Raw genomic sequence first — 14440 nt, 5'->3', positions numbered from 1 at the left:
GGCGGGTCGTCCGGGGACCCCTGGCGGGTTGCCCGGGCGGCCCTGGCGGGTCGTCCGGGGAGCCTGGCGGGCCGCCCGGGGCCCCTGGCGGGTTGCCCGGGGAGCCTGGCGGGCCGCCCGGAGGGTCGTGCCGGGGCCGCCGTGCCGGGGCCGCCGGACCGTCATCACCGGTCCTCGCGCGGTGCCTGCCCCGCGCCCCCTATCCCTGCACCGCCGCGTCGAGGTCCGCCATCAGCAGGTCCCCGACGATCGCGGACGCGGCCCGGTAGCCGCCGCTCGCCGCGTGCACGACCTGTTCGGCGAAACCGATCGCGTTGCCCGCCGCCCACACGCCCGGCACGGTCGTCAGGCCCGTCGCGTCGACCACCGGGTACGCGCCGAAGGGCGTCTCGTGCAGCTCCGCGCCGAGCCGCTCCAGCAAGCCCGTCCGCGGCACCGGCCGGGGAGCGGCGAACAGCACCGAGCGGGCGTGCACCTTGCCGTCGGCCAGCCGGACCCCGGTGAGCCGGTCGTCCTCGACCACCAGGCCCGCCACCTCGGCGGGGACCACGTCCACCCCGGCGGCTGCCAGCCGGCGCAGGTCGACGTCGGACAGCTCCTCCTCGGCGACCCGGTGCAGGAAGAACCGCACGTCCTTGGACCACTGGGACACCATCAGCGCCTGGTGCACACTCGCCGGGCTCGTCGCCAGCACCCCGAACGGCTGGTCCCGCACCTCCCAGCCGTGGCAGAAGGGGCAGTGCAGGACGTCCCGCCCGAACCGTTCCGCCACCCCCGGCACGTCGGGCAGCTCGTCCTCGAGCCCGGTGGCGACGACCAGGCGGCGGGCGCACACGTTCCGGCCGCCGGCCAGCACCACGGTGAAGTCCTCGTCCCGTCCCACCTCCACCACCCGGTCCCGCACCAGCTCGACGCCGTAGCCGGTGACCTCCGCGCGGCCCGCGGCCAGGAACTCGGCCGGTGGCATGCCGTCACGCGACAGATAACCCTGCATGTGTGCGGCGGGCGCGTTGCGCGGTTCACCCGCGTCGACGACCAGGGTGCGGATCCGGGCCCGGCCCAGCACCAGCGCCGCGGACAGACCGGCCGCGCCCCCGCCGACGACGACCACTGCGTACTTCTCGGTCATGGTGACCACCTCCGTCGCCGAGCGTCGCTCCGGACCCCCGGGATTGACAAACGCCTTTGCCGAACCTGCAATACCCCCATGACCACGGACGAGGTACTCGCGGGCGTCGGCCCGAGGCTGCGGCAGATGCGCAAGGAGCGGGAAGTGACCCTGGCGGCGCTGTCGGAGACCACCGGCATCTCGGTCAGCACCCTGTCGCGGCTGGAGTCCGGCCTGCGCAAACCCAGCCTGGAACTGCTGCTGCCGATCGCGCGCGCCCACCAGGTGGCCCTGGACGAGCTGGTCGGGGCGCCGCCCGCCGGCGACCCGCGGGTGCGTGCCAAGCCGATCCAGATGGGCGGGCGCACCCACTGGCCCCTCACCCGCCAGCCCGGCGGCCTCCAGGCCTACAAGGTGCTGGAGCCGCAGCGGAAGCTGGAGCCGGACCCGCGCACGCACGAGGGCTACGAGTGGCTGTACGTGCTGTCCGGGAGGCTGCGCCTGGTGCTGGGGGAGCACGACGTGGTGCTCACGGCGGGCGAGGCCGCCGAGTTCGACACGCGCGTGCCGCACTGGTTCGGGTCGACGGGGGAGGGGCCCGTGGAGTTCCTCAGCCTGTTCGGGCCGCAGGGGGAGCGGATGCACGTGCGGGCGCGGCCGAAGCGGTCGTGACGCACACGACAGGCCGAGCGCGGGACCTTTCCGCCGGAGGCTGTTCCCTGATCGGCAAGCGACCGCTTAGTATGCGAACCGGACCCGGTCAGACGAAGCAGTCCCCCGTGGAGGCCCCGCATGCAGGCATGGCACGTGCACGAGAACGGCGAGCCGGGCGAGGTGATGCGGCTCGAGGACGCGGAACCGCCCACCCCCGGTGAGGGCCAGGTCCTGCTGAAGGTGCGGGCGGCCAACATCAACTTCCCCGACGCCCTGCTGTGCCGCGGCCAGTACCAGGTCCGGCCGCCGCTGCCGTTCACCCCCGGCGTGGAGATCTGCGGCGAGACCGAGGACGGCCGCCGGGTCATCGCCAACCCGGCGCTGCCGCACGGCGGTTTCGCCGAGTACGCCCTCGCGGACTCCGCCGCCCTGTTGCCCGCGCCCGAGGCCCTGGACGACGCCGAGGCCGCGGCCCTGCACATCGGCTACCAGACGGGCTGGTTCGGCCTGCACCGCCGGGCCGGTCTGGAGGCCGGCGAGACCCTGCTCGTCCACGCTGCCGCAGGAGGGGTCGGCAGCGCGGCCGTGCAGCTCGGGAAGGCCGCCGGCGCCACCGTCATCGGTGTCGTCGGCGGCCCCGACAAGGCGGCCGTCGCCCGCGAGCTGGGGTGCGACGTGGTGATCGACCGGCGCTCCGAGGACGTCGTCGCCGCCGTCAAGGAGGCCACGGGCGGCCGGGGCGCCGACGTGGTCTACGACCCGGTCGGCGGCGAGGCCTACACCCAGTCGGCCAAGACCGTCGCCTTCGAGGGACGGATCGTCGTCGTCGGCTTCGCCAGCGGCACCATCCCGAGCCCGGCCCTCAACCACGCCCTGGTGAAGAACTACTCGATCCTGGGCCTGCACTGGGGTCTGTACAACACCAAGGACCCGAAGCTCGTGCGGCACTGCCACGAGCAACTCACCGAGCTGGCCGCGCGGGGCGCGATCAAGCCGCTGGTCAGCGAGCGCGTGCCGCTCGCCCGAGCGGCCGACGCCGTGCAGAAGGTGGCCGACGGCCGGACCACCGGCCGTATCGCCGTCGTCATGGAGGAGTCGGCATGACCCCCGAGGAACTGCGCCACAGCACACGGGAGTTCCTGGCCGCGCACCCGCCGGCCTCGACCGACCGCCTCGACTTCCTGCGGGCCCGCTTCGACGCCGGACTGGCCTGGGTGCACTTCCCGCAGGGCCTCGGCGGACTCGGCGCCTCCCGCTCCCTCCAGGCCGTCGTCGACGCCGAACTGACCGCGGCCGGGGCGCCCGACAACGACCCGCGGCGCATCGGCATCGGCCTCGGCATGGCCGCGCCGACGATCCTCCAGTACGGCACCGAGGAGCAGAAGCGGCGCTACCTGCGGCCGCTGTGGACCGGCGAGGAGGTCTGGTGCCAGCTGTTCAGCGAACCCGGCGCCGGGTCGGACCTGGCCGCCCTCGGCACCCGCGCGGTGCGTGAGGGCGACACCTGGGTGGTCGACGGGCAGAAGGTCTGGACGTCCAGCGCCCATGTGGCCCGCTGGGCGATCCTCATCGCCCGCACCGACCCGGACGTGCCCAAGCACCGCGGCATCACCTACTTCGTGTGCGACATGACCGACCCGGGCGTCGAGGTGCGGCCGCTGCGGCAGATCACCGGTGAGGCCGAGTTCAACGAGGTCTTCCTCACCGGCGTCCGCATCCCCGACACGCGGCGCCTCGGCGAGGTCGGCGACGGCTGGAAGGTCGCGCAGACCACGCTGAACAACGAGCGCGTGGCCATCGGCGGCATGCGACTGCCCCGCGAGGGCGGCATGATCGGGCCCGTCTCCGCCACCTGGCGCGAGCGGCCAGAGCTGCGCACCCACGACCTGCACCAGCGGCTGCTGAAGCTCTGGGTGGAGGCCGAGGTCTCCCGCCTCACCGCCGAGCGGCTGCGCCAGCAACTCGTCGCGGGCCAGCCCGGCCCCGAGGGCGCCGGCATGAAGCTGGCCTTCGCCCGCCTCAACCAGGAAATCAGCGGCCTGGAGGTCGAACTCCTCGGCGAGGAGGGCCTGTCGTACGACGACTGGACCATGCGGCGCCCGGAACTGGTCGACTTCACCGGCCGCGAGGCCGGCTACCGCTACCTGCGCTCCAAGGGCAACAGCATCGAGGGCGGGACCAGCGAGGTCCTGCTGAACATCGTCGCCGAGCGCGTCCTCGGACTGCCCCCCGAGCCGCGCACCGACAAGGACGTCGCCTGGAAGGACCTGGCCCGATGAGCGATCTGCTGTACTCCGAGGAGGAAGAGGCGCTCCGCGCGGCCGTCCGCGGCCTGCTCACCGACCACTGCGACGCCCCCGGCGTCATCGCCCGCACGGAGTCGAACACCCCGCACCACCTGGCCGTGTGGAAGTCCCTCACCGACGGCATGGGCCTGGCCGGTCTGCTGGTGCCCGAGGAACTCGACGGGCAGGGCGCCACCCACCGGGAAGCCGCCGTGGTGCTGGAGGAACTGGGCCGCGCGGTCGCCCCCGTGCCGTACCTGACGAGCGCGGTCGTCGCCACCGAGGCGCTGCTCGCCTGCGGCGCGGACGACCTGCTGCGCGACCTCGCCACCGGCACGGCGATCGGCGCCCTCGCGGTCGCCCTGCACACCGCGCCCGGCGCCGTCCACCGTACGGTCCGGCACGAGAACGGGCTGCTGCACGGCACACTGACCGGCATCGCCGACGCGGCCGTCGCGGACGTCCTGCTCGTGCCCGCCGACGACGGCGGCCTGTACGCGGTCGACGCCGGCGCCGCGACGATCGCCGCGCAGGTGTCGCTCGACCTGACCCGGCCCCTGGCCACCGTCGAACTGGACGGCACACCGGGCACGTTGCTCGGCGACGCCGAACCCGCCGTGCGCCGTGGCCTGCGCGCCGGGGCCGGGCTGCTCGCCTCCGAGCAACTCGGGCTCGCCGAATGGACGCTGACGGAGACCGTCCGCTACCTGAAGGAACGCAAGCAGTTCAACCGGCCCGTCGGCGGCTTCCAGGCGCTCAAGCACCGCCTCGCCCAGCTGTGGCTGGAGGTCGTCAACCTCCGCGCGGCCGCCCGCAACGCCGCCGACGCCCTGGCGACCGGCGAGGACGCCGACCTCGCCGTCGCGGTCGCCCAGGCGTACGCGGCACCCGTGGCCGTCCACGCCGCCGAGGAGGCGGTGCAGTTGCACGGCGGCATCGGCATGACGTGGGAACACCCGGCGCACCTCTACCTGAAGCGCGCCAAGGCCGACTCGATCGTCTTCGGCACGGCCGGCGCCCACCGCCAGGCCGTGGCCGCGCTCGTCGACCTCCAGGCGCCCTGAGGCTCCTCCTTCCCGGCACCTCGGGTCCGGCGGCGGACCGGGCGACCGCGGTGAAGCCCGCCCCACCAGGGGCGGGCTTTTCGGTGCGCCCGGACCCGACGAGGTGAACGCACGGCGGCAGTCCGGCCAACTCGACGCACCAGCCTGCTGGTTGGGAGTGTGGGACCGCATACTCACAGGGTTCCCGTACGGCACTTCCAGGGAGGCAGAGCATGGCCCTCACCACCCGTCGCAGAGCCCTCACCACCCTCGGCGCCGCCCTCACGGGCACGGTCGCCCTCCCCGCCGCGGACGCCCTGGCCGGCGAACGTCGGCACAGGCCCCGCCCGTTGTGGCGCGCCCACGCCCACAACGACTACGAGCACCCCCGCCCCCTGTACGACGCCCTGGACCACCGCTTCGGCAGCGTCGAGGCCGACATCCACCTCGTCGGCGACCGGCTCCTGGTCGCGCACGACCCGCAGGACGTGGACCCGTCCCGCACCCTGGAGTCCCTCTACCTCGACCCGCTCGCCGCCCGGGTGCGCGCCCACCACGGCTCCGTGTACCGCGGTCACCGCGGCTCGCTGCAACTGCTGGTCGACATCAAGACCGAGGGCGCGTCGACCTACCTCGCACTCGACCGTCACCTCCGGCGCCACCGGCACCTGTTCACCACCTACGCCCACGGAAGGGTCCGCCCCGGCCCGGTCACCGTCGTCGTCTCCGGCGACCGGGCGGCCCGCGCTCCCCTGGAGGCCCAGACCGTCCGGCGCGCCTTCTACGACGGCCGTCTCGCCGACCTCGGCGGCCCGGCGCCGGCCTCCCTCATCCCGCTCGTCAGCGACAACTGGACGCTCAACTTCACGTGGCAGGGCGTGGGCACCTTCCCCGACGCCGAGCGGCGGAAACTGCGGGCCATCGTCACCACCGCCCACCGGCGCGGGCAGGCGGTGCGGTTCTGGGCGACCCCGGACCAGCCCGGGGCCGCCCGCGACGCCGTCTGGGGCGAACTGCTCGCCGCAGGCGTCGACCACCTCAACACCGACGACCTCGCCGGACTCGAGAGCTTCCTGGACGCCCGGCGCACGGCGTAGGCCCGCCGGGAGCGCGGGGACACCACACGTTCGGCGGACAGGCCAGCCGCACCGACGAACCCTCCGCTACGCCACACTTGCGGCCGAACGCCGTGAACCGGACAAGGCGGCGTGGCGGAGGAGTCGACGATGGCCATTTCCATCTCTGTGGTGCTGCTGCTCTCGATCCTGGCGGTGATCTTCCTGCGCAACGGCGGCCTGAAGGTGTCCCATGCGCTGGTCTGCCTGCTGCTCGGGTTCTCCCTGGCCAGCACCAGCATCGCCCCGACCATCCACAGCGGCCTGACCGCGACGGCGGACATCGTCAGCGGCCTGCGGCCCTGACGTCAGGTCCCGGAGAAGACGCCGATGCCGTTGGCCACGGCCCGTTCGGCACCGCCGCTGGGGTGGTTGCGCACCGAGACGGCGCTCGCGCCCGCCTTCCGGGCGACGAGCGTCGACGACCCGCCCCCGTCCAGGCTGAAGGCGTCGTCCGAGCCCAGTTCCCGCATGGTCCCGGCGACCTCGGCGATCGTCAGCCCGGTGCGGTAGGCGGCCGCCCCGTCCAGCGCGAGCAGCAGCAGGCGCCGCCCGCCGTCCGCGATCCCCACGGCCGTGCGCACCGCCGACGTGGTGTCGTCCAGCCCCGGCAACGGGCTACCGCCGCTGAGCACCGGATAGCCGCCCAGCGCGAGGCGGTACGCGGCGCCGCCCGCGGCCGACACCAGACGGTGCTCGATGTGGACCTCCTCGCCCGTGGCGAACTTCCGCAGCTGCTGGGCGCCCGCCTCCCGGCCCACCAGCACGGTAGTCCCCGCCGCGATGGGCCCACTGCCCGGGGTGTCGGCGGCCGACACCACCGCGCCGTCGCGGACCGTCACCTCGTAGGTGTCCGTGCTGCACGGCGCCGCCCGGTCCGTGTCCGTGCCGCAGGTGGCGCGCACGCGCGAGGCGCTGCCCCACTCCGAGGTGAACGCGCCGACCGAACCGACCGGGAGCGCGTACTGGTTGAGCCCGCCCAAAGGAAGCTGCGCGTCGGCCGTGCCGACCGAGCCGTCCAGGGCCAGCCGGTCCAGGCGCGCCCGCCCGTCGGTGTCCACGGCCAGCACGTCCTCCGTGGTCGTACCGGACGGCAGGGCGGGCCCGAAGCGCTGCCCCTTCGGCACCGCCGCCTTGAGGGTCCGTCCGGCCGCGATCGCCGGCCCCACGCTCGCGCCGGTCACCTCGACGCCGGGGTGCTGTGCCTCGCTGATGTTGAAGAAGTCGCCGTTGACGCCGGCGACCGCGCCCTGGGCGTCGGCCATCCTCGACACCTGGGCCCGCGAGGCGACCGCCCCGGGGTACAGCAGGTCGACCCGCACCTGCGGGTTGCCCAGATCGACCCGCAGCACGTGCGCGTGCGCCACCCCCTTGGCCGCGTCGATGTCGAACTCCTCGTAGGTGACGCCCGGCGCCACCCGTGCCCGCTTGGCGACGGCGGCGTCGGCCGGGGCCGCCCCCGCCAGACCCGCACCGGCCAGCGCACCGAACGCCGTGAGGAACGCCAGAACCGATCTGCCTGCCCTGCGCCGCTTGTGACGACCTGCCACCGTGCCCCCTGATGCCTCGTCGACCGTCGGGACTTCCGGGGGCAGTGCACCAGACCGGGAGGCCGGGCGGGGCCGGCTGTGCGGCGGCCACGCGGGAACGGCTGAAAAAACGCACCCCTCCGGGTGTCTCAGCCGTCGCCCGTTCCGGTGGCGTACGGAGTGAAGTGGGCGGGGGCGTGGTCGACGGGCAGGCCGGGCCGCCACGCGGTGAGGGCCTGCGCACTGCACACGAACAGCTGCTCCGGCAGCCGGTCCAGGGCGAACCAGCGCCAGCGGCCCACGCTCTCGCCGGGCTGGTCCGCCGGTTCGCCCCGCCATGCCGTGACCTCGGCCGCCACGGTCACCCGGACGACACCACCGACCTCGTCCAGCAGCGTCCCCAGCAACCGGACGTCCTCCGGCCGCGCCTCGATCCCGGTCTCCTCGCGGAGTTCGCGCACGGCCGTCTCCCGCAGCGACTCGCCCGGCTCCACCGTGCCGCCCGGCAGCTCCCACGTCCCGCGCCGGTGACGGCCCAGCAGCAGGCCGCGCGGACCGTGCAGCACGACACCGACCCCGAGCGCCGCGTGGGCGGGCGGCGGCTTGCCCACGCGCGGCCGGGACGACACACGGACGGGCCTGGTCACCTGGAACAGCAAAGAGGAAGCGCGGTTGCCTTCCTCCGGCGCCTCGAGGACGTCGACCCGCTCCACCCGCAGCCCGTACTCGGTGAGCAGCTCCGTCCACAGGCCGGGCGTGAGCACCCACATGTGGACCGTCACCTCACCGCCGCCGGCCAGCCGCAGGATCTCGGGCCGCGCGCGGACCCGGTCCGACGGCCCGTCACCGTCCGAGTTGGTGTGCAGCACCGTGAAGCAGAGCCGGCCGCCCGGCTTCAGCGCCCCGGCCAGGGCGGGCAGCAGCCGGTGCGGATCGACGTACGGCACGGCGTTGACCGAATAGACCACGTCGTACGGCTGAGCCGAGCGCAAATGCTCCACCGCGTCCGCCAGGACCAGCCGCAGCCCGGGCAGAGTGCCGTAGCGGGCGCGCGCCCGTGCGTACTGCCCCTCCGCGCTGTCGACCGCGTCCACCTGCGCGCCGTGGGCCCGGACCAGATGGGCGGCGTGCCGCGCCGGACCGCATCCGAGGTCGAGCACCCGGCGGCCCGTCAGCTCGCCGAGGATCCCCGCATCCGGCCCCCCGCCCTCGAAACCCCAGTCGATCCGCTCCACCTCCGGCAGCACCGTGCCCCGCCGCAGGTGCTGTGCCCCGTACGCGTCCCAGGCCCGGGCGTTGGCCTCCTCCGCCACGAGGGCGCCCTCCGCGTGCACGGCGCCGGCCCCGTCCTCCGCCTCTTCCGCCAAGGCTCAGCCGCCCGCGACGGCGTCCCGGGGGAGCACCCTGACCCGGTGGAAGTTGCACCCGGCGAGCCGAGGCCCGCGGTCCGCGGGCGGGGCCTGGTGTGCCTTGAGGGCGATGCTCAGCAGGCTCAGCAGCAGGTCGACGTCCGCCTCGCAGTCGAGGTGCACCGTCACCCAGTCCGATCCGGGGACCAGGTGGATGGCGCTGGAGTCGGAGAGGTTGTGGTGGAAGCGCCGTATGGCTCTGTCCGTGAGATGCAGGTCGACGTCCCGGGCCGAGTGGAAGTGGACGATCTCGTCGTGGACGGAGCGCAACGCCCGTCCGGTACCGCAACTCGCCGGGCCCGCCATGAGGTCGGGCCAGGCCTGCAGGCGCTCGATGGCGCGCTGGGCCAGACTCATGGCCCTATGGTCGCGCGATCACCCGTCCGCAACCAGGGGTTGAGCGATTCGTAACCGGGACGTGAGGTGGTCCGGCGCGTGCGGGCCCGCGTTCAGGAGTGGTCGCGCACGAGTCTGAGGTAGCGCCTCCAGTCCCAGTGCCGGCCGGGATCCGTGTGGTCGCTGCCGGGCACCTCATGATGCCCGATGATGTGCGCGCGGTTGCGGGGAATGCCGTACCGCCCGCAGATCGCCGCGGTGAGCCGGGCCGACCGCTCGTACATGACGTCGGTGAAGCAGCCCGGCCGGTCCACCCAGCCCTCGTGCTCGATGCCGATGCTGCGGGTGTTGTAGTCCCAGTTGCCCGCGTGCCAGGCGATGTCGGACTCGCGTACGCACTGCGCCACACGCCCGTCCGACGACCGCACGACATAGTGGGCGGACACCCTCTCGCGCGGATCGCGGAACACGGACAGTGTGCCGGCGTAGGTCGTCTGCGCGACATGGATGACGACGTACTTCAGCGGATGGGCCCGGGGGCGGTTCGCGGGCGTGTAGTTGGACCGGCTCGCCGGGTGCCACGCGGCCCCGGGGTGGTCGACGGCCGCCCGTGCTCCGGCGGCGGCGGCCCGGGCCGGGAAGAGGGCAGACGGGAGGGCGGTCAGGGCGGTCAGGGCGGCGCCCTCGAGGATGCCTCGCCTGCTGGGCATGGCAGTCGTGCGGTTCATGCGGGGTTCCTTCCGGGGCCGACGGACGGTGCCGTGCGATCGACTGGGGTGGCGGTGGCCGCGGTCGGTGCGGCTCGCGTCGATCAAGTTACGGCGCCTGGCGGGCGGTCGGAGGGAAGCGTCGGCTTTCCGTGGACAGGACCGGTGATGTGCACAACGCGCTCACCCGCACGGGGTATTGCGGACCTCGGAAGTGGCGGGGACGACAGGATGCGGGTGGGGTGGGAGCGCCCTCACCGCTGCGCGGCGAAGGCCGCCGGGTCGTCGAGGACCGCCCGCACCACGGAGTGCGCGGCCCCCAGCAGAGGGCCTTCCGGCCCCAGTCGGGACACGGACACCGGGCAGGCGGGACCCGCTGTGCGACGCGCCAACTCTTCGCGCAGGGAGGGCAGGAGCCACGGCGCCAGCCCGGACAGCTCCCCGCCCAGCACGACGCTCTCCGGATCGAGCAGGTTGACCGCGCCGGTCAGGGCGACTCCGAGTGCGGATCCGGCGTCCCGCAGGGCGCGGCGGACGTTCTCGTCGCCGTCCGCCGCACGACCGGCGAGCGCTCCCACCCGGTCCCGGTCGGGCTCCAGGCCGGCCGCCCGCAGCACCGCCTCCTCACCGGCGTACTGCTCCAGGCAACCCCGGCCCCCGCACCCGCACTCCGGTCCGTCGGGGCGGACCGGCACATGTCCCAGCTCGCCCGCGAACCCGCGGGTTCCACGCAGCAGTCCGCCGTCCACGACGAGCGCGGCGCCGATGCCGATCTCCGCCGACACGTGCAGGAAGTCGCCCGGTGTGTCCTCACCGAGCCAGAGTTCGGCCAGCGCCCCGAAGTTGGCCTCGTTGTCGACGGTCGGCGGCAGATCCGCCGGCAGCAGCGCGCCCAGGTCGGCGTCGCGCCAGTCGAGGTTGGGTGCGCGGACCACGGTCCGGCCGTCGCGCGCCACCAGGCCCGGCACGGCCACAGCCAGGCCCGCCGGCCACAGTCCCTCGCTCTCCGCCTCGGAGACGACCTGGCGGATCAGTCCGGTCAGTTCCGCGATCACGGGTTCGGGGGAGCGGCCGCGGTTCGCCCCCTGCCGTATCGCCCGCGCGCGGGTGGTGCCGGTGAGGTCGACCGCGCAGACGGCGAGGTGGTCGACGCCGACCTCCGCGCCGATCCCGGCCGGGCCACGTCCGCTGACCGCCAGAGCGGAGCCCGGCCGGCCCACCCGGCCGGGCCGCTCGGGTCCCAGTTCCTCCAGCAGCCCCGCGCGGATCAGCTCGTCGACGAGCGTCGACACCGCGGCCCGGGTCAGCCCGATCCGCGAGGCGACGGCGGCCCGCGAGAGCGGCCCCTCGGCCCGGACGGCGTGCATGACCCGGGCGAGATTGCGGCGGCGCATCCCCTGCTGGGTGTCGGGCAGCGCGCGTCGCCGCCCGGTGGGGTGGGCCTCGTGCAGCGGTGCGGTCATGCCTGAGCCAGTCCTCAGTCGGTGCGGGTGGGACGCTCCAGCAGCGGAGCCGCGTCGGAGAGTACCCCGGCGATCCTGGCCAGCGTCTCCTCGTCCCGCTCGACGGCCTCCAGCACCGGACCGTCGGCGGTGCCCCAACGGCGTGCGACGGCGGCCGGGTCCTCGCCGGTCAGCAGTCCGGCCGCCTGGGCGGCGGCGCCCAGGGCCACCAGTTCCTTCGCCTCGGGCACCTGCACCGGGCGTCCCGACAGGCGCCGCACCGTGTGCTGCCAGGCCGTGCCCCGGGCACCTCCGCCGATCAGCAGCAGGGGCGCCGAGGGGTCCGCGTCCTCGTCGAGCACCAGGTCGAGAGCGCCGAGCAGCGAGTGCACGGCACCGTCGTAGGCCGCCTGCAGGAGCTGGCCGGCGGTCGTGTCGTGGCGCAGGCCGTGCAGCAGCCCCGAGGCGTGGGGCAGGTTCGGGGTGCGTTCACCGTCCAGGAATGGAAGCAGCGTGACGGCCGTGCCGGGCTCGACGGCCTCGCGGTCCAGCCCCAGCAGCACGGCCACGCGGTCCACGGCGAGCGTGCAGTTCAAGGTGCAGGCCAGCGGCAGCCAGTCGCCCCGGGCGTCGGCGAAGCCGGCCACCGTGCCCGTGGGGTCGGCGGGCCGCCTGCGCGACACCGCGTACACCGTGCCCGACGTGCCGAGGCTCATCACCGCGACACCCGGGGGGACCCCGAGGCCCAGCGCCGCCGCGGCGTTGTCGCCGGTTCCGGGGGCGACCAGGGTGCCCTTGGAGAACGGCAGATCGTGGCCGTCGCGGACCGTACCCGCGATCTCGCCGGGCCGGACCACGCGCGGCAGCAGCGACGGATCCAGACCCACGCGCGCCAGGATCTCCTCGTCGTACGCCTCCGTACCCGAGGACCACCAGCCCGTACCCGAGGCGTCGCCTCGGTCCGTGGTGCCCTGCCCGGTGAGCCGCTCGGTCAGGTAGTCGTGGGGGAGGCGCACGGCCTTCGTGGCGCGGACGGACTCCGGCTCGTGCTCGGCCAGCCACGCCCACTTGGTGACCGTGAAGGACGCCGTGGGAACGCTGCCGGTGCGCTCGGCCCAGACCTTCGCCCCGCCCAGCTCCTCCGTCAGCCGCCCTGCCTGGGGCGCCGAGCGCACGTCGTTCCACAGCAGGGCGGGCCGCACCGGCTCACCCCTGCCGTCCAGCGTGACCAGGCCGTGCTGCTGGCCGCCGACCGCGACCGCGGCGGCCTCGTGCGCCGGCTCGCCGCACTGGTGCAGCGCCTCGCGCAGCGCGTCCCACCACTGGCGCGGATCGCTCTCGCGCCCCGCTCCCGAGGTGACCGTGTGGGGCGCCTGGCCACTGGCGACGATCCGGCCGGTGGCCGCGTCGACGACCAGCGCCTTGGTGGACTGGGTGGACGAATCCACGCCGACGACGAGCGGACCCTCGGCTGCTGACATCGGGTTTCTCCCTACTGCGCGCGGCACGTGCCTGTTGTTCGGGGCACCTTGTCCCTTCCCAGGAAGGTGCTCGCATACTAATTTGTAAACCGGCATGACGAAATAGCCTCAGCGAGCAAGGAGCCGCGGCATGAACTACCAGCCCACCCCCGAGGACAGGTTCACCTTCGGCCTGTGGACCGTCGGCTGGCAGGGACGGGACCCCTTCGGCGACGCCACCCGACGCGCCCTGGACCCGGCCGAGTCGGTGCAGCGCCTGGCCGAGCTCGGCGCGCACGGCGTCACCTTCCACGACGACGACCTGATCCCGTTCGGCTCGAGCGACACCGAGCGCGAGAACCACATCAAGCGCTTCCGGCAGGCGCTGGACGCCACGGGTATGAAGGTCCCGATGGCGACCACCAACCTCTTCACGCACCCGGTCTTCAAGGACGGCGCCTTCACCGCCAACGACCGCGACGTACGCCGCTACGCCCTGCGCAAGACCATCCGCAACATCGACCTCGCCGTCGAACTCGGCGCCGAGGTGTACGTGGCCTGGGGTGGCCGCGAGGGAGCCGAGTCCGGGGCCGCCAAGGACGTCCGCGCCGCCCTGGACCGGATGAAGGAGGCCTTCGACCTCCTCGGCGAGTACGTCACGTCCCAGGGCTACGACCTGCGCTTCGCCATCGAGCCGAAGCCGAACGAGCCGCGCGGCGACATCCTGCTGCCGACCGTCGGCCACGCGCTGGCGTTCATCGAGCGCCTGGAGCGCCCCGAGCTGTACGGCGTGAACCCCGAGGTGGGGCACGAGCAGATGGCCGGCCTGAACTTCCCGCACGGCATCGCCCAGGCACTGTGGGCGGGCAAGCTCTTCCACATCGACCTCAACGGCCAGTCCGGCATCAAGTACGACCAGGACCTGCGCTTCGGCGCCGGAGACCTGCGCGCCGCGTTCTGGCTGGTCGACCTGCTGGAGTCGGCCGGATACACCGGCCCGCGCCACTTCGACTTCAAGCCCCCGCGCACCGAGGACCTCGACGGCGTGTGGGCCTCGGCGGCCGGCTGCATGCGCAACTACCTCATCCTCAAGGAGCGCGCCGCCGCGTTCCGCGCCGACCCGGAGGTCCAGGAGGCGCTGCGCGCGGCCCGGCTGGACGAGCTGGCGCAGCCGACCGCGGCGGACGGCCTCCAGGCCCTGCTCGCCGACCGGACCGCCTTCGAGTCGTTCGACGTCGAGGCCGCCGCCGCGCGCGGCATGGCGTTCGAGCACCTGGACCAGCTGGCCATGGACCACCTGTTGGGGGCCCGCGGCTGACCTGCACGCGCGCGTGGCCCCGGTGCGCGCCGCC

General features: G+C 74.1%; 14 protein-coding genes. 7 read left to right on the top strand and 7 right to left on the bottom strand.

The window, feature by feature from the left end:
- Positions 1 to 199: 199 nt before the first annotated feature.
- Positions 200 to 1129: an NAD(P)/FAD-dependent oxidoreductase gene (locus tag ACZ6ZN_RS25060; protein ID WP_469649601.1), complete on the bottom strand. Its 930-nt coding sequence runs from the start codon at positions 1127 to 1129 to the stop codon at positions 200 to 202.
- Positions 1130 to 1207: 78 nt separating this feature from the next.
- Here ACZ6ZN_RS25060 and ACZ6ZN_RS25055 point away from each other — a divergent pair, with 78 nt between their 5' ends.
- The 6 genes from ACZ6ZN_RS25055 (at position 1208) to ACZ6ZN_RS25030 (ending at position 6511) form a co-directional block, all read left to right on the top strand.
- Positions 1208 to 1780 (top strand): helix-turn-helix domain-containing protein, encoded by a 573-nt coding sequence (locus ACZ6ZN_RS25055; protein ID WP_398108558.1) that lies wholly within the window; start codon positions 1208 to 1210, stop codon positions 1778 to 1780.
- Positions 1781 to 1900: 120 nt separating this feature from the next.
- Positions 1901 to 2866 carry an NADPH:quinone oxidoreductase family protein gene (locus ACZ6ZN_RS25050; RefSeq protein WP_451878137.1) on the top strand — a complete coding sequence of 322 codons (966 nt, stop codon included), beginning with the start codon at positions 1901 to 1903 and terminating at the stop codon, positions 2864 to 2866.
- Positions 2863 to 4041, top strand: a complete 1179-nt coding sequence (locus ACZ6ZN_RS25045; RefSeq protein WP_398108556.1) for an acyl-CoA dehydrogenase family protein — start codon at positions 2863 to 2865, stop codon at positions 4039 to 4041. The genes ACZ6ZN_RS25050 and ACZ6ZN_RS25045 overlap by 4 nt, the downstream gene beginning before the upstream one ends.
- Entirely contained in the window at positions 4038 to 5111 is a 1074-nt protein-coding gene (locus ACZ6ZN_RS25040) for an acyl-CoA dehydrogenase family protein (RefSeq protein ID WP_469649597.1), read from the top strand. Before ACZ6ZN_RS25045 ends, ACZ6ZN_RS25040 begins: the two co-directional genes overlap by 4 nt.
- A 212-nt stretch (positions 5112 to 5323) precedes the next feature.
- On the top strand, positions 5324 to 6187 hold the full coding sequence (locus tag ACZ6ZN_RS25035) for a phosphatidylinositol-specific phospholipase C/glycerophosphodiester phosphodiesterase family protein (RefSeq protein ID WP_469649595.1): 864 nt from the start codon (positions 5324 to 5326) through the stop codon (positions 6185 to 6187).
- Between the two features lie 129 nt (positions 6188 to 6316).
- Positions 6317 to 6511, top strand: coding sequence for a hypothetical protein (locus tag ACZ6ZN_RS25030; RefSeq protein ID WP_333929917.1), 195 nt, complete (start codon positions 6317 to 6319; stop codon positions 6509 to 6511).
- 2 nt (positions 6512 to 6513) lie between these two features.
- On the opposite strand, the gene ACZ6ZN_RS25025 is transcribed toward ACZ6ZN_RS25030, so the two are convergent.
- The 6 genes from ACZ6ZN_RS25025 to xylB form a co-directional block, all read right to left on the bottom strand.
- The gene (locus tag ACZ6ZN_RS25025; RefSeq protein WP_469649593.1) at positions 6514 to 7755 is read right to left on the bottom strand and encodes a phosphodiester glycosidase family protein; all 1242 of its coding nucleotides are present in this window, start codon (positions 7753 to 7755) and stop codon (positions 6514 to 6516) included.
- Positions 7756 to 7883: 128 nt separating this feature from the next.
- Positions 7884 to 8981 carry a bifunctional class I SAM-dependent methyltransferase/NUDIX hydrolase gene (locus tag ACZ6ZN_RS25020; RefSeq protein WP_469649856.1) on the bottom strand — a complete coding sequence of 366 codons (1098 nt, stop codon included), beginning with the start codon at positions 8979 to 8981 and terminating at the stop codon, positions 7884 to 7886.
- A gap of 123 nt (positions 8982 to 9104) precedes the next feature.
- Positions 9105 to 9500, bottom strand: a complete 396-nt coding sequence (locus ACZ6ZN_RS25015; protein ID WP_398108552.1) for a luciferase domain-containing protein — start codon at positions 9498 to 9500, stop codon at positions 9105 to 9107.
- A 92-nt stretch (positions 9501 to 9592) separates the two neighbouring features.
- Complete coding sequence (locus ACZ6ZN_RS25010) at positions 9593 to 10207, bottom strand: N-acetylmuramoyl-L-alanine amidase (protein ID WP_469649591.1); 615 nt, start codon at positions 10205 to 10207, stop codon at positions 9593 to 9595.
- Positions 10208 to 10440: 233 nt separating this feature from the next.
- Positions 10441 to 11649, bottom strand: coding sequence for an ROK family protein (locus ACZ6ZN_RS25005; protein WP_469649589.1), 1209 nt, complete (start codon positions 11647 to 11649; stop codon positions 10441 to 10443).
- A 14-nt stretch (positions 11650 to 11663) separates the two neighbouring features.
- Complete coding sequence (gene xylB / locus ACZ6ZN_RS25000; protein ID WP_469649586.1) at positions 11664 to 13109, bottom strand: xylulokinase; 1446 nt, start codon at positions 13107 to 13109, stop codon at positions 11664 to 11666.
- 130 nt (positions 13110 to 13239) lie between these two features.
- On the opposite strand from xylB, the gene xylA reads away from it, so the two are divergent.
- Entirely contained in the window at positions 13240 to 14406 is a 1167-nt protein-coding gene (gene xylA / locus ACZ6ZN_RS24995; protein WP_469649583.1) for a xylose isomerase, read from the top strand.
- Positions 14407 to 14440: the final 34 nt, after the last annotated feature.

The sequence above is a fragment of the Streptomyces sp. NPDC053665 genome (genome assembly GCF_055585285.1).
This window is presented reverse-complemented; position numbering and strand designations above follow the sequence as displayed.

Excerpts from the sequence above, each read along its gene's own strand:
- ACZ6ZN_RS25055 (WP_398108558.1), top strand. The coding sequence starts at position 1,208 with ATGACCACGGACGAGGTACTCGCGGGCGTCGGCCCGAGGCTGCGGCAG.
- ACZ6ZN_RS25015 (WP_398108552.1), bottom strand. The coding sequence starts at position 9,500 with ATGAGTCTGGCCCAGCGCGCCATCGAGCGCCTGCAGGCCTGGCCCGAC.
- xylB (WP_469649586.1), bottom strand. The coding sequence starts at position 13,109 with ATGTCAGCAGCCGAGGGTCCGCTCGTCGTCGGCGTGGATTCGTCCACC.
- ACZ6ZN_RS25030 (WP_333929917.1), top strand. The coding sequence starts at position 6,317 with ATGGCCATTTCCATCTCTGTGGTGCTGCTGCTCTCGATCCTGGCGGTG.
- ACZ6ZN_RS25060 (WP_469649601.1), bottom strand. The coding sequence starts at position 1,129 with ATGACCGAGAAGTACGCAGTGGTCGTCGTCGGCGGGGGCGCGGCCGGT.
- ACZ6ZN_RS25040 (WP_469649597.1), top strand. The coding sequence starts at position 4,038 with ATGAGCGATCTGCTGTACTCCGAGGAGGAAGAGGCGCTCCGCGCGGCC.
- ACZ6ZN_RS25050 (WP_451878137.1), top strand. The coding sequence starts at position 1,901 with ATGCAGGCATGGCACGTGCACGAGAACGGCGAGCCGGGCGAGGTGATG.
- ACZ6ZN_RS25005 (WP_469649589.1), bottom strand. The coding sequence starts at position 11,649 with ATGACCGCACCGCTGCACGAGGCCCACCCCACCGGGCGGCGACGCGCG.
- xylA (WP_469649583.1), top strand. The coding sequence starts at position 13,240 with ATGAACTACCAGCCCACCCCCGAGGACAGGTTCACCTTCGGCCTGTGG.
- ACZ6ZN_RS25045 (WP_398108556.1), top strand. The coding sequence starts at position 2,863 with ATGACCCCCGAGGAACTGCGCCACAGCACACGGGAGTTCCTGGCCGCG.
- ACZ6ZN_RS25010 (WP_469649591.1), bottom strand. The coding sequence starts at position 10,207 with ATGAACCGCACGACTGCCATGCCCAGCAGGCGAGGCATCCTCGAGGGC.
- ACZ6ZN_RS25035 (WP_469649595.1), top strand. The coding sequence starts at position 5,324 with ATGGCCCTCACCACCCGTCGCAGAGCCCTCACCACCCTCGGCGCCGCC.